Raw genomic sequence first — 20020 nt, 5'->3', positions numbered from 1 at the left:
AAAGGCAAGGGACAATATTACTTACATTTCGTCCATACCGCAGATCAGCCGTGTTCGCGCGCTCGCCAGCTCAGCGAAGCGCGCGCACCGCCGGCGTATCGAGACAGTGCAGCAGCGCATCGCGCGTCATCGGTGGCGGCGTCGCGGGTTTGGCATAGGTCGGGATATCGGTCGGCCGGCCAAGTGCGATCGGCGCAAAGCCGCCCTGCCCGGTGCAGCGCATCGCTTCGGCGAGCATCCTGGGCGGTGTGTCATAGCCCTCGAACGACAGCCGGAACGTGCCCCAGTGAATCGGCACCGCATGCGCTGCGCCCAGCCTGCGATAGATCTCGACCGCATCGACCGGCCCGACATGGCTGCCCGATTCCATCTGCCTAGGTACGAAGCGGAACGCACCGATCGGGATCAGCGCAAGCCGGATCGGCCCCAGCGCCGCCGCCTCGGCCGGCCATTTGCCGTCGCCCATCCCGGTGTCGCCGGCAAAGAAGACGTTGCCGCCCGGCAGCGTCACCACGAAGCTCGACCACAATGCGCGGTTGCGATCGGTGAACCAGCGGCTGCCCCAATGATGGTTGCGCGTCACCGCGACCGCCACGCCGGGCTTGATCGCCACGCTCTGGCCCCAGTCTAGCGCGGTGGCCTGCGCGCCGGTCTGGCCGATCACGCTGTCGTTGCCGAGGCTCGTGACGATGCGCGGTCGATCGCGCTGCCACAGGCGTTTCAGCACAGCCTTGTCGAGATGATCGTAATGATTGTGGCTGACCAGCACGAGATCGATCTTCGGCAGCGCCTCGAACGCGATGCCGGGTTCGGCGACGCGGCGCGGCCCCGTGCCGAGCGGCCCCGCCCTGTCAGCCCACACCGGATCGGTGAGGATGTTGAGACCCTGGGTCTGGATCAGCACGCTGGCATGACCGACCCATGTCACCACCATCCGCGCACCCTCGACGCGGGCGGGCGGCGCGATCTTGTCGACCGCGACCGATTTCGGCCACGCCGGCCGCCCGTCGCTCCCGGTCAGATACCGCCAGAAAAAGCCCGCGCGGCTGCCACCCGCAGGCTGCATCTGCTGCGTATCGTCGTCATTGTCGGGGTTGAAGAACCGCTCGCCGTTGAAGTGATCGCCTGCCGGCCCGCGGTAATAGACCCGGTCGAGGAACCGCGGCACGATCGTCACCGCCAGCGCGACGACCACGATCGCCAGCAACAGGATGCTCCCGACGATCTTCAACACCAAAGCCACGTCGTTCCCCTGTCAGTTGCGCGCCCTCAACGCGCGCCGCTCCGCAATCGTTCAGACCGCGCGATCCCGCACCGGCGAAGATACCGCCCCCTCGTCCATTCACCCTCGGCAATCGCCAATATGCTAATTACTCGCAATAGCCTTGATAAGCGTTTCGCGACCCGATAGGCGGTGCCGGTGAGCACGCCCCGATCCACCGAAGTCATCGACGCCCCGCCCGCCGCCGCGGTCAAGCGGAAGCGCAAATGGCGCAGCTGGTGGCTCAAGCAATTGCACAGCTGGCACTGGATCAGCGCGGCGGCGTCGCTGACCGCGATGCTGCTGTTCGCCATCACCGGCATCACCTTGAACCACGCATCCTCGATCGGCGCGACACCCGTCGTGGTCGAGAAGGCCGGCACGCTGCCGGCGCCCTTGCTCCCGATGCTGCGCGCGCCGCATACGCCCGAGACGCCCCTCCCCGCACCCGTCGCCGCCGCGATCGAGCAGGCCGTGGGGATCGATCCTGCTGGCCGCTCGGTCGAATGGTCCGACAGCGACGCGTATGTCGCGATGCCGCGCCCCGGTGGCGACGCCTGGGTCAGCGTCGAGCGTGCGACCGGCAAGATCACCGCCGAGACCACCGATCGCGGCTGGATCTCGTACCTCAACGACCTGCACAAGGGGCGCAATGCGGGGGCGGCGTGGTTCTGGTTCATCGACGTGTTCGCCGCCGCTTGCATCCTGTTCACGCTCACCGGCCTGTTGCTGCTCCAGTTGCACGCCCGCCACCGGCCCTCGACCTGGCCGATCGTCGCCGCCGGGCTCGTGCTACCCGTCCTGCTCGCCATCATCTTCATCCATTGAGGGGCTATACCATGCGTCCAACCGCCTTGTTGCTGATCGGCGGCGCCATCGCCGCGCCTGCCGCCGCCGCACCGCCGGCCGGCACCGTGAACATCACGATTCCCCGGCTCAGCGTTGCCGAATATCACAACCCCTATGTCGCGGTGTGGCTCGAGCCGGTCGGCGGCGGCGCACCGCAGACGCTGGCGGTATGGTACGACCTGAAAAAGCGTGGCAAGGATCCCGGCACCAAATGGCTTGCGGACCTGCGCGCGTGGTGGCGCAAGGGCGGCCGCAGTCTGACGATGCCTGCCGACGGCATCAGCGGTGCCACCCGCGCGCCCGGCCAGTACAGCATCCCCCTGCCCGCCAACGTCAAGCCCGGCCAGTACGTCCTGACCGTCGAAGCCGCGCGTGAGACCGGTGGCCGCGAGCTCGTCTCCGTGCCGCTGTCGGTACCTACAAAACCCGCCCGCGCATCGGGCAAGACCGAACTCGGCGCCGTCGCCGTGTCCGCCCGCTAGAAGGATCGCTCCGATGAAGCCTTTCGCCCTACGCCTGATGGCCGCCGCCGCGCTGCTGTCGATCCCCGCCGCTCTGTCCGCGCACCGGATGTGGATGCTGCCGTCCGCCACCGTGTTCTCGGGGACCGATGGCTGGGTGACGGTAGACGCTGCCGTCTCGAACGACCTTTTCTTCTTCGATCACCAGCCGCTCCGCCTCGACGGCATCAAGGTCTGGCAGCCCGACGGCAGCGAGGGGGCGCTCCAGAACGGCGCGACCGGTCGCTATCGCTCGGTGTTCGACGTCCAGCTCGACAAGCCCGGTACGTGGAAGATCGGCACGCAGATGTCTGCGATCATGGGCAGCTTCAAGGCCGACGGCGTCGAGAAGCGCCTCGGCGGCCGTCGCGGCCCGCCGCAGCCGGGTGCTCCTGCACCGCTGACCGTTGCCGACATCCCCGCCAACGCAACGGAGGTGAAGGTCACCGAAGTCTCCGGCCGCAACGAGATCTTCGTGACAGCGGGCGCGCCGACCACCACCGTCTTCAAGCCGACGGGCAAGGGCCTGGAGTTCGCCCCGATCACGCATCCCGACGAACTGGTCGCCGGCGAGACCGCCAAGTTCCGTTTCCTGGTCGACGGCAAGCCTGCTCCCGGTCTCAAGGTCACGGTGATCCCCGGCGGCAAGCGCTATCGCAACGACGAGGGCGCACGCGAACTGACGACCGGCGCGGACGGCGTGCTGAGCGTCGACTGGCCGACCGCCGGCATGTACTGGCTGAACGCGACGCTGACCGATGCCAAGGCGACCTCGCCGCGCGCGACCGAGCGGCGGATGAGCTATGTCACGACTCTCGAAGTGCTGACCCCGTAAGGCGTGCGGCGTGAGGACGGTGGCATGAGGATCGCGCTGCCGCCGACCATCGACGCCGCTGCCTTCGCGGTGCGCGATCCGGCGGCGGTGGTGCTCGATCTCGATGGTGAGACGATGGGGACGAGTTGGAGCATACGCTTCGCCGCCCCCGTCGGCACCGATCCGTCCTCGATCCGCAAAGCGATCGTCGCGCGATTGGCGGGGCTCGTTGCGGAAATGAGCCACTGGGCGCCGGACTCGCTGCTGTCCCGGTTCAATCGGTCCGCGCCCGGTACCTGGACGACGCTGCCACCGGACTTCGCGCAGGTCATGGCGCGCGGCCTGGCTATCGCCGAGACGACCGGCGGCGCGTTCGATCCGGCGATCGGCAAGCTCGTCGATGCATGGGGGTTTGGGCCGATCCCCGTCGTCGCCGCCCCGGACGCGGCAGAGATCCGGGCGGCACGCGCGTCGTCCGGCTGGTCGCATCTGTCCTTCCACGACATCGGCGCGCATCTCTACCAACCCGGCGGTATCGCCCTCGACCTCTCGGGCATCGCCAAGGGTCATGCCGTCGACGCCGTCGCCGACCTGCTGCGCGACGCCGGCATCGCCAACGCCCTGGTAGAGATCGGCGGCGAACTCGTCGGGCGTGGCATCCGGCCGGACGGCGATCCCTGGTGGGTCGATCTCGAAACGCCCCCCGGCCTGACGCTTCCTCCGCTCCGGGTCGCACTGCACGGCCAGGCCGTGGCGACCTCGGGCGATTATCGCCGCGGCGCGCATACGCTCGATCCGCGCATGGGCCGCCCGATCGAAACGCACGTCGTGTCCGCCAGCGTCATCCACCAGACCGCGCTGGACGCCGACGCCTGGGCTACTGCGCTGACCGTCCTTGGCCCGGACGGCCTCGACCTAGCGCGCGAGCACGCGATCGCGGCGCGGCTCGTCACGGCGATCGATGGCACCGTCCGCGAATACCTGACCCCCACTTTGTCAGCGATGCTCGAAGATTGACCACCACCGGTCCAGCCGGAAATGACATTCTCCGATGACCACCCCGGCAGAGGCCAGGGCCGAAATGGGAACCGCCGCCAATGAGATTGCGCGCCGTTACGATCCCCGCACACTCTATGACGGGCGTCCGGCCGGATCCCTTTCGCGACGCTACCCGATCGCCTCCCGACGCGTTACCCTCCGGCAATGACCGAAGCGCTCCCCTCCGCCATCCCCGCCGCGACGCTCGTGATCTTCCGCGGTGCCGAACTGCTCATGGTCGAGCGCGCCAAGGCGATGGCGTTTGCTGGCGGCGCACTGGTGTTTCCCGGCGGACGCGTCGATCCGGGCGACCACGCGCTCGCCGCACTGCTCGGCCGACCCGACGATGAAACCGCCGCGCGCGTCGCCGCGATCCGCGAGACGATCGAGGAAGCCGGCCTGCCGATCGGCCTGTCGCCGAGGCCCTCCACCCAAGCCTTCGAACGGTTGCGCGCCGCGCTGCACGCGGGGACCCCGTTCGCGCAGGCCCTCACCGACGCAGGCACATCGCTGGACCTCGACGCGCTCGAATATTTCGCTCGCTGGCGGCCCGCCCACGCCCACGCGCGCATTTTCGACACGCGCTTCTACCTCGCCCGCCTGCCCGCCGGCGCCCCCGCCGCCCGCGTCGACGCGACCGAGAACGTCCGCCTGTTCTGGTCTACTGCCGCGCACATCCTCGCCGAGACCGACGCCGGGCGCGCGACGATCATCTTCCCGACCCGCCGCAACCTCGAACGCCTCGCGCAGTTCGCCGATTTCGACGCGGCGGTCGCCGACGCCCGCGCGCGTGAAGTGCGGACCATAACGCCGTGGACCGAGCATCGCGACGGCGTCGAGCATCTCTGCATTCCCGACGACCTCGGCTATCCGGTGACGTCGGAGCCGATGTCGGACGCGGTGCGCGGCTGACATGCGCGCGGTGCGGCGGACGATCGCGTGGCTCGTGGCGCTGGCCGTCCTCGCAACGCTAGCGCTGATGCTGTGGTCCATGGCGCGCGGGCGACCCCAGGACCTGCCCTGGGCGCCGCTCGATCTCGGCCAGCCGATCGGCATGTTCACCGGGCGCAAGCTCACAGCGCTGACCGAAGATTTCCCTCAATGCCGCGCTCTGCTCGACCGCGCCGGGGTCCGCTACACCGTCCTTCCACCGCGCAAGGGCGAGGGGCAATGCGGATATTCGGATGGCGTCAGCCTGACCGGTGGCGCACGAAAGATCGCGTTCTCGCCTGCCGGGTTAGGTGTCGCCTGCCCGGTCGCAGCCGCGCTGTCGATGTGGGAATGGGACGTGGTCCAGCCCGCCGCGGTCAAGCATTTCGGCGTACGCATCGCGAGTATCGATCATTTCGGCAGCTATAGCTGCCGGCGGATCTACGGTCGCGATGCCGGGAACTGGAGCGAACACTCCACCGCCGACGCGGTCGACATCGCCGGCTTCCGCCTGACCGACGGTACGCGCATCACGGTCGCGCGGGATTGGAAGGGAGACGACGCCAAAGCTGCTTTCCTGCGCGAGGTACGCGACGGCGCCTGCAAGCTCTTCGCGACGACGCTGTCCCCCGACTACAATGCCGCACACGCCGATCACCTGCATCTCGATCAGGCAAACCGCGGCGCGACGGGCTGGCGGGCGTGCCGGTGATCGAAGAAGCCGACATGTTGCCGTATTCTTACCTTGCCAATACCCCCGGCGAAGGCCGGGGTCCAATTGAGGAACGTTAATGGTGCGGGAGTGCGCATCGTTACTGCGACCTCTCCCATTGGGCCCCGGCCTTCGCCGGGGTTGTTGGCAAGGCTCGGTCGCATCATCGTCGAAGGGCTCAGCACGACCAGAGGATAAACCTCAACTCGCCAGCGTCGTCCCCGAATCCACCTTCTCCACCCAATACGGAAAGAAAGCCGGCTGCCGGTTCGACCAGCCCGACGCGGTCGCGGCCGCCTCGCTGATCGACTGGAGCAGTCTCCGCCGCAGTTCCGGATGCAGATGCGGCAACGCTGCCGCTGCACAGAACGCCGACGGCAGCCAAGGCCGAACCTCCGCCCCGATCAACCGCTCGTACAGGAACCGCAACGCGGAGAAGCTGGTCAATCGTCCCTGCCCCAGATCGAACGCCACCAGCGTCATCAACGGCGCCAGGAACGGTTCGATCGCATCGAGCCCGCTATCGTCGGGCACCATCGCGCGGAGATCGGTGAGGTTGTTGTAGAGCCGTGCCTGCGCCCGGATGCTTGCCGCTTCGACCACGTCGCGCGACCAGCGCTGCATCGCGTCCTCGCGGTCCAGGCCTACGTCTAACGAACGCCGGATATACCGCTGCGTCGAACTCGGAAAAGCCGCGAATTCCTTCATCTCGGCGAGGGTCATCGATCCCTGTGCCGGTTTCATTCTGGAAGCCATGTCGTCACCCCGCTCTCGTCAAGGAACCGGCAGACTATGCGCTCGGATGGTTAACAACGACCCTATCGCGCGTCATCTTTCCGTAACGCCAAGCGACCATGAAAGCTGTTGCACTGCAACAAGGCTGCGACGAACCGAACGAAACTAAGCGATTTGATCGTCTTGCGAGGCGTCTGGGCAACAAAAAAGCGCCGGTCGTTGCCGACCGACGCCTGTTCGTTGAGCAGAGCCGCGCGTTACGCCTGCTTTTCGCGCAGCGCCCGCTCGGCATCCTCGTCGTAACCCGAAGACTTTGCAGGTTCGCTACCCGACCCTGGCTGCGTCGCCGAAATCGGATCGCTGCCGTCCATCGACTCGTCGAGCCCGTTGTCGAGACGCGCGTCGGCGCTGTCGGGGTTCTTCTGCAGGCGCTTGCCGATCGACTTGTCCTGGCCCGCCTCCTGGCGCGGATCGCGACCAGAGCTCTTGCCCTCCGCATCCTTGTCGTCGGGCGCTACCGAAAGGCTATCCAGCGCGCTCTTGTCTATGTCGGTCATTGCGACGTCCCTTTTTAATCTTGGCGATGACCAACGGTCGAAGTGCTCTTTGTTTCCCGCGAAGGGCGCCGGGAAACGGCTCAATCCAGCGGTGTCACCTTGACCGTCTGCTCCCAGAGATACGCCTGCCCGAACACCGTCATGAACGCGATATCCGTCGCATCGCGTCCGACACAGACCCGCGCGATGTCGCTGCACGTCGCCATCTTGGTCGCATCGATCAGCCGCCAGTCCCCCGCCAGCCAAAGCTCCGCCACCGCATGAAAATCAGGCGGATCCACGCCCGGCGCATAGGCCGACACACACCGCGCCGGGATTCCACCCGCCCGCGCCAGCGACACCAGTAGATGCGAGTAATCGCGGCACACACCCGAGCGCGACGCAAACGTATCGAGCGCGGTCGTCTCGCCACTGCTCGATCCGCAGCGATAGTCGAGCGACTGGTACACCCATTCGGTCAGCGCCGCCGCCAACGGGCCACCTTCCAGCCCCCCGAACTCCCGCGCGACGAAGCCTTCGAAGCGGTCGGACGGACAATAGCGGCTCGGCATCAGATACGGCGTCAACTCGCCATCGAGCATGCGTGGCGGCGTCGCCGGATACAGTTCGAGCTGCACCCGCTCGCGCTTCACCGCAACGATCGCCTTGTACTCGGCAGTGAACCGCCCATGTCCGCGCGACCAGCAGCGTTGGCCGATCCCGTCCTCGCCGCGCACCGCCCGGATCGGACTGTCGGACCACAGGGTAAGGGACTCGGACTCGATCGTCTGGTCGGCCATCGCCGCCGCTTCGATCTGGAGGAGCACGTCAGCGTCCCCCGTGATCCCGTAATCCAGACGCACGTCGATCGAGAGCCGCATTGCGCGTCCCATTCCTGTCCTAAGGCCAAAGAAAAAGGGCCCGGCGGTGTCCCGCCGAGCCCTGCGTTCGTCACACCCTTAGCGGGAGTTAGTTACGGCTGCTACCAAACAGACGCAGCACGAACATGAACATGTTGATAAAGTCGAGGTAGAGGCTCAGCGCCGCCATGATCACGACCTTGCCGACCATGTCGGTGCCGGCGACCTGCGCGTACAGGCTCTTGGTACGCTGTGTGTCGTAGGCGGTGAGGCCTGCGAACAGCAGCACGCCGACGCCGCTGATGACCAGCTGCATCACGCCCGACTGCAGGAAGATGTTGATGACGCTCGCGACCAGCAGGCCGACGACGCCGATGATCAGGAACGTCCCGAACGCCGACAGGTCGCGCTTGGTGGTGTAGCCGTACAGGCTCAACGCCGCGAAACCGGCAGCAGTGGCGAAGAACGCACCTGCGATCGACGTGCCGCTATAGATCAGGAAGATGGTCGACATCGACAGGCCCATCAGGACGGCGAAGCCCCAGAAGAGCATCTGCATCGTGCCGGTCGACATCTTGTTCTGGCCGTAGCTCATGCCGAACACGATCGCGAGCGGCGAGAACATGATGAAGTACTTCAACGGGCCACCGTTCATAAACACCTGCGCGGCGGGCGATTCTGCGCCACCCATCGCGAACAGCATCGCGACGATGCCGGTGAGCAGGACTGCCGAGCCCATATAGTTATAGACGGACAGCATGTACGAGCGGAGGCCAGCGTCATAGGCCTCGGTACGCTGGCCCGTGGCCGTCGTTCCGAACGACGCGGCGCGGGGCCGGGGGTCAGACCAATTAGCCATTGTGAAATCAGCTCCTTTGTCCGGCATGGTGCCGGTTACGGTGAATATCGTCTTTTACAGGACGCTTTTCAAGCAGAGTGGTTGCATCGGGTGTGCCGTTCGCGGTTAACCTGCCGCGATCCATGATCCGCCTGTTCGTCGCCCTTCGCCCCCCGCCCGCTATCCGTCAGAGCTTGCTCGACATAATGGAGGGCGTTCCGTCCGCGCGCTGGCAGGACGACGACGACCTGCATGTGACCTTACGGTTCATCGGCGAGATCGAGCGACCCGTCGCCGAGGATATCGCGGTCGCGCTGAGTCAGGTCGTCGCGCCGATGCCGAGCGTGTCGCTGACCGGAGTCGGCCGGTTCGAGAAGCGCGGAAGGACCGATACGCTCTGGGCCGGCGTGACGCCGCACGACGCGCTCGCCGCGCTCCACCGCAAGGTCGATCAGGCGTGCGTTCGTGCCGGCCTTCCGCCCGAACATCGCGCCTATCTTCCGCACATCACGATCGCACGACTGGCGCGGTCAGCGGGCGTCGGGTTCGCGATCGAAGAATGGCTGGCGACGCATGCCGCACTGTCGAGCGTGCCCTTTCCGCTACCCCATCTCGTGCTGTACCAGAGCCATCTCGGCCGCGAGGGTGCGACCTACGAACCGGTCGCACGCTGGGGGCTTGGAACCTGACGCGTGGCGGAGGGTTCGCCAAGAGATCAACAGGGAGAGACGACATGCGGATTGCGACACTGGCACTGCTCGGCGCGGCTACAATGGGCCTGAGCGCCTGCGAAAAGGGCGGCATGGACACCGGCACGCCAGTTGCGGGCGGCCAGCGCGCCACCGCGATGCTCCAGACCGCGAACGGGATTGACGTCGGCCGCGCGACCGCGACCGAAGTCGCGGGCGGCCTCCGCTTCACGCTCGACGCCAAGGCGATGCCCCCCGGCACGCACGGCGCACACATCCACATGGTCGGCCGCTGCGACGCCCCCGACTTCACGACCGCGGGCGGCCACTGGAATCCGACCGGCATGAAGCACGGCAGCATGAACCCGCAAGGACCGCACGAGGGCGACCTGCCGAACCTGATCATCGGCACCGATGGCCGCGGCACGATCGGCATCACGATACCGGGCGCGACGATGGCCGGCCTGATGGATGCGGATGGCGCCGCGTTCGTGGTGCATGCGGGTCCGGACGACCTGATGACCGACCCAGCGGGCAACAGCGGCGGGCGGATTGCCTGCGGGGTGTTCCAGGCGGGGTAACGTTGAACTGGCGGGCGGACGAGCTCAGCCCGTACTTCTCTCGGTCATGCCGGACGGGCGGGCTAAGTCCGCCCGCCTTTCCGTTAGTGTTGAGTAGCGACCGAGTAACCGTCGAAGGCGGTGTATCGAGGACGCGTACCGAAGCGCAGGTTCCGCGCATTGCCTGTCCCCATCCCCGTTCGCCCTGAGCGAAGTCGAAGGGTACGCCCCGAACACAGGTGCTTCGACTTCGCTCAGCACGAACGGGGGTGGGAATAGACACGCCCCTTCGAACTAAACCGCCTCCCCCGCAGCCCGCGCCCGAGCCTCTCGCGTCGCCTCCGCCCGCGGCGCCAACCGGTACGCCGCAACCGCACAAACCAGCGTGATCGGCGTCACCACCAGCAGCGACAGCATCCCCGTCGACAAGCTCCCGGTCAGCGTCGACACCCGCCCCGCCATATACGGCCCGAGCGCCAACCCGATCAGCGTCGTCCCGATAAAGAACGTCGCGGTTGCGGTCCCGCGCATTCGCGGCAACACCATGTCCTGCGTGGTCGCTGCCGCCGCGCCGAGCGCGCACGATGCGGTCAACTGCGCCAGAAATATCCCCGTATAGAACACCGTCGGCGAAGACGCGGTGAAGGCAAGGATCAGGAACGGCACCGGCACCACCGCGCCGAAAATCACCACCCAAAGCCGCCCCGCCGGATTGCCCTGCCGCAATCGATCCGACACCACCCCGCCGATCGTCAGCCCGAGAAACCCCGCCGTCGCGCCGAGACTGCCGATCATGAACCCCGCGGACGACGGCGTCGCTCCAAGCTCGCGCAACGCATAAGGCGCCGCCCAGAAGCTCGCCGCGTAACTCAGGAACGCGTTCAGCCCATAGGCCACCACCGTGCACAAAAACGCCGGCGTCCCCACGATCAGCGCGAAGGTCGGCGGATCACGACGTTTCAGCGCCGACGCCCACGAAAACACCGCATACACGCCGATCCCGATCGCCACCCATTGCGGCCACGGCTCACCGATCGCGATCAGCCCCGACACCGCCGCAACCACGACTGCGAGCGCGAGCAGATTGTACGCCAGCGCCTTTGCACCGCCCATCGCTGCGCCGATCAGCGTCAGCGGCGGGACGATCGTCACCAGCTCGGCACCAAACGCCCGGAACGGCGCCGGATGCTTCTCCGGTTCGGGCAAGCCCTCGACCAGCCCGCGGATCGGCTCCTTCAGCGTCGCGATCCACACCGCGAGCAGCAAGCCCGGCACGCCGACCGCCATGAACGCCGCCTGCCACCCGACCAGCCCAAGCGGCCCGCCCGCCGGATAGGCCTTGTTCCAGCCCTGCACGATCAGCCCGCCGATGAACAACGAACACCCGCCGCCGACGTACAGGCCCGCGGAGTAGATCGAGAGGGCCGTGGCGCGCAGCCGCTTCGGGAAATAATCCGAGATGATCGAATACGCCGACGGACTGGCCGTAGCCTCACCGATTCCGACCCCGATCCGCGCGGCGGCAAGATGCCCCCCGGTCTTCGAAAAGCCCGACAGCGCGGTCATGACCGACCACAGCGACAGCCCGATCGTCATCAGCCTGACGCGGTGCCAATTATCCGCCAATCGCCCCAGGGGAATGCCGAACAGCGAATAGAACACGCCGAACGCGGTGCCGTACAGGAACCCGAGGTCCTGGTCCTTCAGCCCCAGGTCGCGCTTGATGTCCTCCGCCAGAATCGAAATGATCTGCCGGTCGACGAAGTTCAGCACATAGACGAGAAACAGGATCGACAGCACGTACCAGGCATAGCGCGACGCGCCTTTTTCTGGCTCGTCCACGATGGTTTTCGCACCCGCCATGACCCCTCCTCGATATTTTTCGAGCTATGGGTATCAGAGCGAACAAGATAGAAACAGCGCTTTCGATCGGGTCGGGTACGCTAAGGCATTCTTCGATCTTCCCCCTGCCGGGGGGGCGATCCTAATGCGTACCGAGACGCCCCCGGCGCAGCGCACCTTGTTCGAGCCGCCGTAACAGCGCCTCGATCGTCGGCGGAGTAGTCGGCTCGGCCGGTGCCCGTGCCGGCCGGGCGATCGGCGTCGGTGCATTGATTTCGGGCGTCTCGTCGGCCGCCACCCCGACCCGCTGCTCGATCGGCTCGACCAACGGCGCGGTCACGAACGTCGCCGGTTCGGCGGTCGGCGACATCTCGATCACCGGCGCCATCATCGTCGGCTGCGCCAGCGGCGTTACCGGCCGCACGGGCTCCATCGGCACGGGCAGGATCGCTTTCGGATCGAACGCCGCGAGGGGGAGATCGAGGTCGACCGGGATCGTCCGATCGTCACGCCCCGTGCCAAGACCCGCGCCGAGACCCGCACCGACACCCACTTCCATCATCGGTGTACCCAAGTCGGCGGCCGACATGGGTTTGCGCGGCGGCGCGTCGGGATGCGCGTCGGCGCGGCGGATCACCGGCACGCCGTCCTCGCGTGGTACGCGCGGCGCAAACACCCCCCCGGGCCCGAACAGCAGGAACAGCGACGACCAGAGCAACGCCCCGACCAGCGCACCGCCCCCCAATGCGAGCAGCGCTCGCGCCGTCGTCCCGAGTGGTGGCGCCGCCATCGGAACCAGCGCGGCGACACCAGTGGTCCACACCAAAGCCTCCAAGGCGGCGGTCGTTATCAGCAAGATGGCGGTCGCTGCGATCAGGCCACCGGCCACCGCGCCGTACAGCGGCAGCGATCGGATCAGAGTTTGGCGGACCAAGGCGACCATCAATTTTCCCGTGCGGCGGCTGCGATCAGCCGTCTATAAATTGGATCATAGCGTCGAATGTTTGATGACCAGTTACGCTCGTCCTGCACGAAGGCACGACCGCGGGCACGGCGCTCGTCCCAACCCGAACGATCCGCGAACATGCCGGCCAAGGCGTCGGCGATCGCCTGTGGATCGTCGGGCGGAAACAGCGTGCCGGTATCGCCGTCGCGTATCAGCTCGCGGTGGCCGCCGACGTCCGATGCCGCGACCAACCGCCCCTGCGCCATCGCCTCGAGCGGTTTCAGCGGCGTGACGAGATCGGTCAGCCGCATACGCTTGCGGGGATAGGCGAGGATGTCGACCAGCCCGTAATAGCGCTCGACCTCCTGGTGCGGCACACGCCCGACGAAACGGATCGCGTCGGCCACCGGCGACGCGTCCGCCTGCGCGCGCAACGCCGCCTCCATCGGTCCGCCGCCGACCATCAGCAGCCGCGCCTTGGGACGCTGCGTCACCAGCGCCGGCATCGCTGCGATCAGATCGTCGAGCCCCTCGTAATCGTAGAAACTGCCGATGAACCCGACGACGTCCGCATCGTCGAGCCCGAGTTCCGCTCCGAGCGCGTCGTCGCGCGGCGGCGCGCTGCCGAACAAGTCGAGGTCGACCCCGTTGGGCGACACCATGATCTTGTCCGCCGCAATTCCCCGCGCGATCAGGTCGCTACGCAAGCCTTCGCAGATCACCGCAACCGCATCCGCGCGCCGCACCGCCCAGGTCTCCAGCGCGCGCGTCGCGCGGTAGCGCAGCGACGTCGCGGTCCCCGTCCCGTTGCCGACTGCCGCATCCTCCCAGAACGCGCGGATCTCGTACACCAGCGGCAACTTCCGCTTGCGCGCGACGATCAGCGCGGCGAGCGCGTCGATCACCGGCGAATGCGCGTGGAGGATGTCGGGCTTGAAGGCATCGACCGCCGCTTCGATCCGCTTGGCGAACGCAGCGATTCCCGCGATCTCGCCGACCGGACCGGGCTTCACTCCAGCGGCGGTACGGTGGAAGGTGAGCCCGTCGACCGATTCGACCGAGGCTGGCGCAACGCCGTGGCGCGGGCCGGTGACCGCCGCGACGGTCCACCCCAGCCCCTCCTGCGCCTTGAGGATCGCCCGCGTGCGAAACGTGTAGCCGCTTTGCAGCGGCAGGCCGTGATCGAGAATATGAAGGATACGCATCGTCGACGGCATCTGCCACAGATCGCTTAACGGCGCGTCAACCGACTATGCCTACGGACGAATCCCGAAAGCCCATGACGAATACCCCGGTTCAGAAGGAGGCCGCCTTATGATCGACAATCTCGCGCTCGGCCTCAGCCACGGGCTGATGATGCTCGCCGCGTTCTTGCTTCTCAAGCGACCCGACCTGGACCGCGAGCCGAGCCCGCACGATACACCCGAGACGGCAAAGCCCACCAACAAGAAGCCCCGTTTCGGTGCGTGATCTCGCCTTCATCGCCTTTTTGCTCGCGTTCTTCGGGATGGGCTTCAAGCGCCCGTTCCTGCTGGTGCTCGTCTATGTCTATATCGACATCGTCTCGCCGCAGCGGTTGACGTATCTCCTGCTCAACAGCGTGCCGATCTCGCTGATCGCGGTCGCGCTGGCGGTCGGGGGCTGGATCCTCGCCGACGACAAGCGCGATACGCGGGTCGGCGGGCGCCAGATCCTGATCATCGTGTTGATGCTTTATTGCTGGGGCACGACGATCAATGCCGATTTCCCCGCCGAGGCCAAGGAGAAATGGGACTGGGTGTGGAAGGCGCTGATCTTCGCCGCGTTCCTGCCGCTCACCCTGCGCACGCGGCTGCGGATCGAGGCGCTGCTGCTGTTCATGATCCTCGCGGCCTCCTCGATCATCGTCGTCGGCGGGATCAAGACGATCGCCAGCGGCGGCGGCGGCTATGGCCAGCTGAACCTGATGGTCGACAATAATTCGGGCCTGTACGAGGGCAGCACGATCAGCGCGGTGGCGATCGCGATCATCCCGATCATCATCTGGTTCATGTCCTACGGCACGATTTTCAAGCCCGACTGGCGCGTGAAGGGCTTCTGCATTGCGCTGGTCTTCGCGTGCCTGCTGATCCCGGTCGGCACCTCGACGCGCACCGGGCTGCTCTGCATCGGCCTGCTTGCGCTGCTGTCGATCCGCAACGTCAAGCGCAAGGTCGCGTACCTTGCGATGCTCGGCGTGCTGGCGGTGGCGGCGATCCCGTTCCTGCCGTCGACCTTCACCGACCGGATGAACACCATCAAGACCTATGACGCCGACGAATCCGCCTCGACCCGGTTGGCGGTGTGGCAGTGGACGATCGAATACGCCAAGACGCACCCGTTCGGCGGCGGGTTCGAGGCGTATCGCGGCAACCATATCCGCTACGACCTGAAAACGACGGGAGGCGCCGCGGCCCCCGGCCCCCGTGTCGAGGTCGACAAGGCGCGCGCCTATCACAGCGCCTATTTCGAGATGCTCGGCGAACAGGGGTATATAGGGCTCGCGCTCTGGCTCGCGATCAACGTCATCGGCCTGTTCCGCATGGAGATCCTCCGCCGCCGCTACAGTGATCCGCAAGGCGAATTCGCCTGGGCCGGGCCGCTCGCGGCAGCGCTGCAGAGCGGCCACATCGTCTATCTGCTCGGCGCGGCGTTCATCGCCATCGCGTTCCAGCCGTTCATCTACATGCTGATCGGCGCACAGATCGGCCTCGACACCTACCTCGCCCGCAAGCGCAGCGAACAGAGTTTCCGCCCGATGCGCCGCGGTGCGGTGCCGTCCGCGGCATGACCGAACCAAGCGCCCCCGTACACGAACTAAAGGCCCTGACCGGGGTTCGCGGGATCGCGGCGTGGTTTGTCGTGTTCTACCACATCCGCCTATCGATTGCCGGGCTCCCTACCGGCCTGCGCGACGTGTTCGCCAAGGGCTATCTCGCGGTCGACTTCTTCTTCCTGCTGTCCGGATTCGTGATCTGGCTGACGTGGAACGATCGCCTGCGCCCCGGCGGCATGAATGGAGGGTGGGCAGGCGTGCTCCGCTTCCTGCAAAAGCGCATCGCTCGGATCTGGCCGCTCCATCTGGTCACGCTGGCCGGCGCGGTCGCGCTCGCACTGGTACTGCGGGCGACCGGCCGCAGCGATCCGCAATTCGTGTTCTCCGAACTGCCGCTGCATATTCTGCTGCTCCAGAACTGGGGTTTCACCGACCATCTCAGGTGGAACGATCCTGCCTGGTCGATCAGCGCAGAGCTTGGCGCGTATCTGCTGTTTCCGCTGCTGGTAATGGCGGTCGACTGGCGGCGGTTACCGAGCCTCGCGCTGCTGGCAATCGCGGCCGCGCTGCTGCTTGGCCTGCATCTTGCGATGGCCGCGCCGACGCTCGGCACCGATATTCCGCGCTATGGCCTGCTGCGCTGCCTGATCGAGTTCACCACCGGCAGCATCGTCTGTGCGCTCTGGCTGCGCTGGCGGGGTGCGGGCACGTCGCTATCTGCCGCGCTCGGGACTGCGGCGTTGGCAACGCTGTGGACCGTCGGCGCGGCGGAAACGCTGATCGTTCCCGCACTCTTCGCCGCCATTCTGCTGCTATTGGCGCTCACCGCGGGCCAGCCCCACAATCCGCTTGAGGCGCGCGCGGTGCATTATCTCGGCGAGATCAGCTACGCGACCTATCTCGGCCACTTCATCCTGTGGAAGGCCTTCAAGCTCGCCTTCGTGAGTGATGCAGCGGCCGTGTCGTCATTCCAGATCGCCGCGTATCTGGGCTTGGTGCTGCTAGCCTCAATCGCCCTCTACCACCTGATAGAACGCCCCGCCCAGCGTTGGCTCAACAAACTATAAACGGGGCAGGCCACTCCTCCTTGTTTCCCCGCGAAGGCGGGGACCCAGCCTGGGCTCCCCCCTTCGCGGGAGAACAAGGAGTTACGAGCCGAACCTCGTTCGATCAGTCCACGGGCGCGTCGGCCAGTTCTTCTTCCAGCGCCGCGATGATCGCCTTGTTGAACGCTGGAATATCGTCCGGCTTGCGGCTCGTGATCAAATTGCCATCCATCACGACTTCCTCGTCCACCACGTCCGCGCCCGCATTCTCCAGATCGGTGCGGATCGAAGGATAGCTCGTCAGGCGACGCCCATCGATCACGTCGGCCTCGGCCAGCAACCAAGGCGCATGGCAGATCGCAGCGACGATCTTCCCGTCTTCCATGAACTCGGTAATGATCTCGATCGCGCGCTCCTGCTGGCGCATCGTGTCCGGATTGGCGACGCCGCCCGGCAGCACCAACGCGTCGTAATCGTCGGTATCGACCTCGTCGAGCGTCAGGTCGGGCGTCGCGGTCTCGGCCTTGTTGATGTCGCCCTTCATGCCCTGGATGGGGTCCATCTTGATCGAGGCGAGTTGCACTTTCGCGCCCGCCGCCTCCAGCGCCTTCCTCGGTTCGAACAGCTCGACGGTCTCGAAACCGTCGGCGGCGAGGATCAGTACGCGAGCTTGGGAAAGATCGGCCATGTCATGTCTCCAGTGAAATCCCGTGCCCCCTCAACCCCGCGTCGCGCGGGTCGTTCCGGAACGATGCGCCCCCCCGAACATTTCGAGACCGGAAGGACCAGCGCATTGCCCACCAAGATCGTGTATTCCGACGACTCCAAACCCGGCATCACCCGCAAGAAGATGCGGAACGGCTGGGGCTATTGGGATGCCAGGGGCGAGCGCATTACCGACCGCGACGAGATCGACCGGCTGAACGCGGTCGGCCTGCCCCCTGCCTATCGCGACGCGTGGTTCTGCCCCAAGCCCAACGGCCATATCCAGGCGGTCGGCTGGGACGAGAAGGGCCGCAAGCAATACCGCTATCATCTTGGCTTCCGCGAAGCGCAGGAGGCCGCCAAATACGAGCGCTGCGCCGACTTTGGTCACGCCCTCCCCAAGATTCGTAAATCGGTCGAGGCCGATCTGCGCAAACGCTCGCTGACCCGCGAACGTGCCGTCGCCGCGGTCATCCGCCTGCTCGACGGCGGCCATATCCGCATCGGCAACGAAGCCTATGCCGAAGCGAACGAGAGCTTCGGCGCGACCACGCTGCGCAAGCGCCACGGCGAGGTGAAGGGCGCGACGCTGAAACTCCAGTACAAGGGCAAGTCCGGCAAGATGCGGACGCTCAAGATCACCGACCGGTCACTCAGCAGCTTCGTCAAAAAATGCCAGGACCTTGACGAACAGCATCTGTTCGCGTGGCTCGACGATGCCGGGGTCGCGCATCCCGTCACCTCGACCGACGTGAATTGCTATATCCGCGACGTCACCGGCACCGATTTCACCGCCAAGAACTTCCGCACCTGGGCCGCCAGCGTCGCCGCGTTCGAGGCGCTAGCATCGGCCGAGCGTGACCTCAGCCTCAAGTCGATGCTCGAACCCGTCGTCGCGCGGCTCGGCAACACGCACGCGATCGCGCGCAAAAGCTATGTCCACCCTTCGCTCATCGCGCTCGTGAAGACCGGGCAGTCGACCTTCCGCAAGGCGCTCCGCCTCCCGCGCGCCAAGCGCTACATGAGCCGCGAGGAATGTGGCCTGATCACCTTCCTCGAAGCCGGCACGCCCGCAACTGCCACGATCGCAAAAGCGGCCTGACGAGTATTCCCATGTCCAACACTACCGCCCCCAAACAGCCGATCTTCGACGCTGGCGACGTCGGCGACCAGGCGCAAGGCTTCGTCACAGCCAGCGTCGCCTGGATTCAAGCCTATTGGCTCCAGATCCTGATCGCGTTCGGAATCGGCGCGGTCATCGTGATCGTTCTCCACACCGCACGCCGCTTCGGCAGCAAGCTCTGCGAACGCCCCCTCGCGCTAAACGGCTGGGGCATCGTCGTCGGCAAGGCGATCGCCCGTACCGGCAATTTCTTCATCGTCATGCTCGCAGCAAAACTGGTCGCCGGCTACTCCGCCGCGCCAGGCGAGGTCGCGACGACGATCAACTTTCTCTTCACTGTCGCCGCGGTCATGCAAGCCGCGGTGTGGGTCCGCGAGATCATCCTAGGCGCGATCGAGCACCGCACGCAGTCCGAGCATTATTCGGGTGAAGCCCTGCTCTCGGCGATGGGCCTGATCCGCCTGCTCGTTACCTTCGTCGTCTTCGCGGTCGCGCTGGTAGTCGTGCTCGACAATCTGGGGGTCAACGTCACCGGTCTGGTCGCAGGTCTGGGCGTCGGCGGCATCGCGATCGGTCTGGCGGCGCAAGGTATCTTCGCCGACCTGTTCGCCGCGCTCGCGATCATCTTCGACCGCCCGTTCCGCCGCGGCGACTCGATCAGCTACGACACCGCCTCGGGCAGCGTCGAGGCGATCGGCCTCAAATCCACGCGCATCCGCGGCATCGACGGCGAGGAGCGCGTCATCTCGAACAAGAACCTCCTCAACAAGGAGATTCTCAACAACACGCAGCGCAACCACCGTCGCGCCAAATTCGTCATCGGCGTCACTTATTCAACGCCACCGGAGGTATGTTCGCGTATCCCCGCGATGTTGAAGGAGATCGTCGAAGCCAACGACAAGATCTTCACTCGCGCTGGCTTCACCGGCTTCGGCGCATCGAGCCTCGATTTCGAGGTCCAGTTCGACAGCAAGGGGCCCGATTATGCGAGCTTCTACAATGGCCGGACCGCAGTCGGCATCGCGATCCTGAAGCGCCTCAACGACGAGAAGATCGAGATCGCCTTCCCCACCCAGGTCAACATGATGGCCGCCCCGGATGGCTCGATGGTCATGCCGTATCCCGAGGGCAAGCCGGGGCGCACCGAGGTTTAGAATATCGGGTTCGCACCCGCACCTGAGCAAGTACGGGCTTTTCCACTTTTAGGTTGGTCGAGGCTTGCAGGAGCCTTGCCGACGCGCT

Annotated in this window: 22 protein-coding genes; 13 read left to right on the top strand and 9 right to left on the bottom strand. The window is 66.1% G+C overall.

Annotation, left to right across the window (positions count from 1 at the left end; all coding sequences use genetic code 11):
- Nucleotides 1-70 precede the first annotated feature (70 nt).
- Nucleotides 71-1234, bottom strand: a complete 1164-nt coding sequence (locus AC3D24_RS19610; protein ID WP_489033253.1) for an MBL fold metallo-hydrolase — start codon at nt 1232-1234, stop codon at nt 71-73.
- A 213-nt stretch (nt 1235-1447) separates the two neighbouring features.
- Between AC3D24_RS19610 and AC3D24_RS19605 the strand changes: the two genes are divergently transcribed.
- The 6 genes from AC3D24_RS19605 (at nt 1448) to AC3D24_RS19580 (ending at nt 6104) form a co-directional block, all read left to right on the top strand.
- Nucleotides 1448-2089 (top strand): PepSY-associated TM helix domain-containing protein, encoded by a 642-nt coding sequence (locus AC3D24_RS19605; protein WP_489033251.1) that lies wholly within the window; start codon nt 1448-1450, stop codon nt 2087-2089.
- An 11-nt stretch (nt 2090-2100) separates the two neighbouring features.
- On the top strand, nt 2101-2592 hold the full coding sequence (locus AC3D24_RS19600) for a DUF2271 domain-containing protein (protein WP_489032714.1): 492 nt from the start codon (nt 2101-2103) through the stop codon (nt 2590-2592).
- A gap of 13 nt (nt 2593-2605) precedes the next feature.
- Nucleotides 2606-3445: a DUF4198 domain-containing protein gene (locus AC3D24_RS19595; RefSeq protein WP_489032713.1), complete on the top strand. Its 840-nt coding sequence runs from the start codon at nt 2606-2608 to the stop codon at nt 3443-3445.
- Nucleotides 3446-3469: 24 nt separating this feature from the next.
- Nucleotides 3470-4441, top strand: a complete 972-nt coding sequence (locus tag AC3D24_RS19590; RefSeq protein ID WP_489032712.1) for an FAD:protein FMN transferase — start codon at nt 3470-3472, stop codon at nt 4439-4441.
- 186 nt (nt 4442-4627) lie between these two features.
- On the top strand, nt 4628-5374 hold the full coding sequence (locus tag AC3D24_RS19585; RefSeq protein ID WP_489032711.1) for an NUDIX hydrolase: 747 nt from the start codon (nt 4628-4630) through the stop codon (nt 5372-5374).
- A 1-nt stretch (nt 5375) separates the two neighbouring features.
- Nucleotides 5376-6104 carry an extensin-like domain-containing protein gene (locus tag AC3D24_RS19580; protein ID WP_489032710.1) on the top strand — a complete coding sequence of 243 codons (729 nt, stop codon included), beginning with the start codon at nt 5376-5378 and terminating at the stop codon, nt 6102-6104.
- Nucleotides 6105-6305: 201 nt separating this feature from the next.
- Here AC3D24_RS19580 and AC3D24_RS19575 read toward each other — a convergent pair whose 3' ends face one another.
- From AC3D24_RS19575 to AC3D24_RS19560, 4 genes are all read right to left on the bottom strand, one after another.
- Nucleotides 6306-6860 carry a hypothetical protein gene (locus AC3D24_RS19575; RefSeq protein ID WP_489032709.1) on the bottom strand — a complete coding sequence of 185 codons (555 nt, stop codon included), beginning with the start codon at nt 6858-6860 and terminating at the stop codon, nt 6306-6308.
- A gap of 236 nt (nt 6861-7096) precedes the next feature.
- On the bottom strand, nt 7097-7396 hold the full coding sequence (locus AC3D24_RS19570; RefSeq protein ID WP_060526722.1) for a hypothetical protein: 300 nt from the start codon (nt 7394-7396) through the stop codon (nt 7097-7099).
- Between the two features lie 80 nt (nt 7397-7476).
- A complete protein-coding gene (locus tag AC3D24_RS19565) occupies nt 7477-8256 on the bottom strand; it encodes a transglutaminase-like domain-containing protein (protein ID WP_192974415.1) in 780 nt (259 codons plus the stop codon).
- 88 nt (nt 8257-8344) lie between these two features.
- Entirely contained in the window at nt 8345-9094 is a 750-nt protein-coding gene (locus AC3D24_RS19560) for a Bax inhibitor-1/YccA family protein (RefSeq protein ID WP_489032708.1), read from the bottom strand.
- 122 nt (nt 9095-9216) lie between these two features.
- Between AC3D24_RS19560 and thpR the strand changes: the two genes are divergently transcribed.
- Both thpR and AC3D24_RS19550 read left to right on the top strand, forming a co-directional pair.
- Nucleotides 9217-9762 carry an RNA 2',3'-cyclic phosphodiesterase gene (gene thpR / locus AC3D24_RS19555; RefSeq protein WP_489032707.1) on the top strand — a complete coding sequence of 182 codons (546 nt, stop codon included), beginning with the start codon at nt 9217-9219 and terminating at the stop codon, nt 9760-9762.
- Between the two features lie 44 nt (nt 9763-9806).
- Nucleotides 9807-10343, top strand: coding sequence for a superoxide dismutase family protein (locus tag AC3D24_RS19550; RefSeq protein ID WP_489032706.1), 537 nt, complete (start codon nt 9807-9809; stop codon nt 10341-10343).
- A 273-nt stretch (nt 10344-10616) separates the two neighbouring features.
- Here AC3D24_RS19550 and AC3D24_RS19545 read toward each other — a convergent pair whose 3' ends face one another.
- The 3 genes from AC3D24_RS19545 to AC3D24_RS19535 all read right to left on the bottom strand — a co-directional run bounded on the left by AC3D24_RS19545 (nt 10617) and on the right by AC3D24_RS19535 (nt 14315).
- Nucleotides 10617-12185 carry a spinster family MFS transporter gene (locus AC3D24_RS19545; protein ID WP_489032705.1) on the bottom strand — a complete coding sequence of 523 codons (1569 nt, stop codon included), beginning with the start codon at nt 12183-12185 and terminating at the stop codon, nt 10617-10619.
- A 121-nt stretch (nt 12186-12306) separates the two neighbouring features.
- Complete coding sequence (locus tag AC3D24_RS19540; protein WP_489032704.1) at nt 12307-13107, bottom strand: hypothetical protein; 801 nt, start codon at nt 13105-13107, stop codon at nt 12307-12309.
- Nucleotides 13107-14315 (bottom strand): TIGR04063 family PEP-CTERM/XrtA system glycosyltransferase, encoded by a 1209-nt coding sequence (locus tag AC3D24_RS19535; protein ID WP_489032703.1) that lies wholly within the window; start codon nt 14313-14315, stop codon nt 13107-13109. Before AC3D24_RS19535 ends, AC3D24_RS19540 begins: the two co-directional genes overlap by 1 nt.
- Nucleotides 14316-14424: 109 nt before the next feature.
- Between AC3D24_RS19535 and AC3D24_RS19530 the strand changes: the two genes are divergently transcribed.
- Genes AC3D24_RS19530 through AC3D24_RS19520 form a run of 3 tightly spaced genes read left to right on the top strand, consistent with a single transcriptional unit; the run spans nt 14425 to nt 16971 of the window.
- The gene (locus tag AC3D24_RS19530; protein ID WP_489032702.1) at nt 14425-14580 is read left to right on the top strand and encodes a hypothetical protein; all 156 of its coding nucleotides are present in this window, start codon (nt 14425-14427) and stop codon (nt 14578-14580) included.
- Entirely contained in the window at nt 14573-15919 is a 1347-nt protein-coding gene (locus AC3D24_RS19525; protein ID WP_489032701.1) for a putative O-glycosylation ligase, exosortase A system-associated, read from the top strand. The genes AC3D24_RS19530 and AC3D24_RS19525 overlap by 8 nt, the downstream gene beginning before the upstream one ends.
- Entirely contained in the window at nt 15916-16971 is a 1056-nt protein-coding gene (locus AC3D24_RS19520) for an acyltransferase family protein (RefSeq protein ID WP_489032700.1), read from the top strand. The genes AC3D24_RS19525 and AC3D24_RS19520 overlap by 4 nt, the downstream gene beginning before the upstream one ends.
- Before the next feature lie 103 nt (nt 16972-17074).
- On the opposite strand, the gene AC3D24_RS19515 is transcribed toward AC3D24_RS19520, so the two are convergent.
- The gene (locus AC3D24_RS19515; RefSeq protein WP_489032699.1) at nt 17075-17638 is read right to left on the bottom strand and encodes a type 1 glutamine amidotransferase domain-containing protein; all 564 of its coding nucleotides are present in this window, start codon (nt 17636-17638) and stop codon (nt 17075-17077) included.
- Between the two features lie 63 nt (nt 17639-17701).
- On the opposite strand from AC3D24_RS19515, the gene AC3D24_RS19510 reads away from it, so the two are divergent.
- Together AC3D24_RS19510 and AC3D24_RS19505 are read left to right on the top strand one after the other, a co-directional pair.
- On the top strand, nt 17702-18757 hold the full coding sequence (locus AC3D24_RS19510) for a DNA topoisomerase IB (protein ID WP_489032698.1): 1056 nt from the start codon (nt 17702-17704) through the stop codon (nt 18755-18757).
- A gap of 11 nt (nt 18758-18768) precedes the next feature.
- Entirely contained in the window at nt 18769-19932 is a 1164-nt protein-coding gene (locus AC3D24_RS19505; protein ID WP_489032697.1) for a mechanosensitive ion channel family protein, read from the top strand.
- The last annotated feature ends 88 nt before the right edge of the window (nt 19933-20020 follow it).

The sequence above is a fragment of the Sphingomonas sp. SL1004 genome, from assembly GCF_057815015.1.
The sequence above is the reverse complement of the archived record's forward strand: the minus strand, read 5'-3'. Positions and strand labels throughout refer to the sequence as shown.

Coding starts and splice junctions, on each gene's coding strand:
- AC3D24_RS19585 (WP_489032711.1), top strand. CDS start 4,628: ATGACCGAAGCGCTCCCCTCCGCCATCCCCGCCGCGACGCTCGTGATC.
- AC3D24_RS19580 (WP_489032710.1), top strand. CDS start 5,376: ATGCGCGCGGTGCGGCGGACGATCGCGTGGCTCGTGGCGCTGGCCGTC.
- AC3D24_RS19545 (WP_489032705.1), bottom strand. CDS start 12,185: ATGGCGGGTGCGAAAACCATCGTGGACGAGCCAGAAAAAGGCGCGTCG.
- AC3D24_RS19505 (WP_489032697.1), top strand. CDS start 18,769: ATGTCCAACACTACCGCCCCCAAACAGCCGATCTTCGACGCTGGCGAC.
- AC3D24_RS19535 (WP_489032703.1), bottom strand. CDS start 14,315: ATGCGTATCCTTCATATTCTCGATCACGGCCTGCCGCTGCAAAGCGGC.
- AC3D24_RS19560 (WP_489032708.1), bottom strand. CDS start 9,094: ATGGCTAATTGGTCTGACCCCCGGCCCCGCGCCGCGTCGTTCGGAACG.
- AC3D24_RS19570 (WP_060526722.1), bottom strand. CDS start 7,396: ATGACCGACATAGACAAGAGCGCGCTGGATAGCCTTTCGGTAGCGCCC.
- AC3D24_RS19590 (WP_489032712.1), top strand. CDS start 3,470: ATGAGGATCGCGCTGCCGCCGACCATCGACGCCGCTGCCTTCGCGGTG.
- AC3D24_RS19550 (WP_489032706.1), top strand. CDS start 9,807: ATGCGGATTGCGACACTGGCACTGCTCGGCGCGGCTACAATGGGCCTG.
- AC3D24_RS19595 (WP_489032713.1), top strand. CDS start 2,606: ATGAAGCCTTTCGCCCTACGCCTGATGGCCGCCGCCGCGCTGCTGTCG.
- AC3D24_RS19575 (WP_489032709.1), bottom strand. CDS start 6,860: ATGGCTTCCAGAATGAAACCGGCACAGGGATCGATGACCCTCGCCGAG.
- AC3D24_RS19510 (WP_489032698.1), top strand. CDS start 17,702: ATGCGCCCCCCCGAACATTTCGAGACCGGAAGGACCAGCGCATTGCCC.
- AC3D24_RS19540 (WP_489032704.1), bottom strand. CDS start 13,107: ATGGTCGCCTTGGTCCGCCAAACTCTGATCCGATCGCTGCCGCTGTAC.
- AC3D24_RS19565 (WP_192974415.1), bottom strand. CDS start 8,256: ATGCGGCTCTCGATCGACGTGCGTCTGGATTACGGGATCACGGGGGAC.
- thpR (WP_489032707.1), top strand. CDS start 9,217: ATGATCCGCCTGTTCGTCGCCCTTCGCCCCCCGCCCGCTATCCGTCAG.
- AC3D24_RS19515 (WP_489032699.1), bottom strand. CDS start 17,638: ATGGCCGATCTTTCCCAAGCTCGCGTACTGATCCTCGCCGCCGACGGT.
- AC3D24_RS19520 (WP_489032700.1), top strand. CDS start 15,916: ATGACCGAACCAAGCGCCCCCGTACACGAACTAAAGGCCCTGACCGGG.
- AC3D24_RS19530 (WP_489032702.1), top strand. CDS start 14,425: ATGATCGACAATCTCGCGCTCGGCCTCAGCCACGGGCTGATGATGCTC.
- AC3D24_RS19600 (WP_489032714.1), top strand. CDS start 2,101: ATGCGTCCAACCGCCTTGTTGCTGATCGGCGGCGCCATCGCCGCGCCT.